The sequence below is a fragment of the Yimella sp. RIT 621 genome (assembly GCF_004146205.1).
Lineage (GTDB): Bacteria > Actinomycetota > Actinomycetes > Actinomycetales > Dermatophilaceae > Yimella > Yimella lutea.
Window position 1 is genome coordinate 1 of the sequence record NZ_SEIP01000042.1, and the last position, 605, is coordinate 605.

1 pseudogene is annotated in these 605 nt (G+C 64.6%); it reads left to right on the plus strand.

Features of this window, described 5'->3' with window-relative positions:
* Positions 1–129 precede the first annotated feature (129 nt).
* Positions 130–605, plus strand: a pseudogene (locus EU513_RS15600) (DUF222 domain-containing protein); the annotation flags it as partial.

Consider the following 605-nt stretch of genomic DNA (forward strand, 5'->3'; position numbering starts at 1 on the left):
CCGAACCCTCGACGCAAACGTGACCACACGGTGGTTGTCAGTGCTCGATGGTTGACTATTCGTATGAGGGCGAACGAAGCAGTCGACGCCACGAAAACGGTTGAACCCGAACCGTTTTCGTCGAAGGCTGTGCTCCACAACGCGGACGAGTACGACCCCGCGTACGTGGCCAGGTACGACCTGGAACGCGTCGCCGGTGCCCTCACCGGCGCGTACGCCGACCTCATCACCGTGATGCGCGAATCCCTCACCGAACAGCATTGGGCTGTCTCCGGGATCCGATCCCCGGAACAATGGTTGACCTGCTTCGCCGGCGTCTCCCGCGCCGCCGCAACAGACATCGTCCGCATCGCCTCCCGCGCGAACGAACTCCCGCACGCGATCGCCGCGTTCGAACGCACCGAGATCACGTTCCACCAACTGGCGGTCATCGCCCGTCATGTCCCGGCCGGGTTCGACGAAGACGTCACCCGCCTCGCACCACACTGCGACGTCGGCCAACTCCGACGGGCCGTCGCGAAATACCCCTTCCCCACTGATGACACCGACGACAACTTGGACGACGATGGGGACGACGAGGTGCCCGAACCCGACCCGTCCACCCG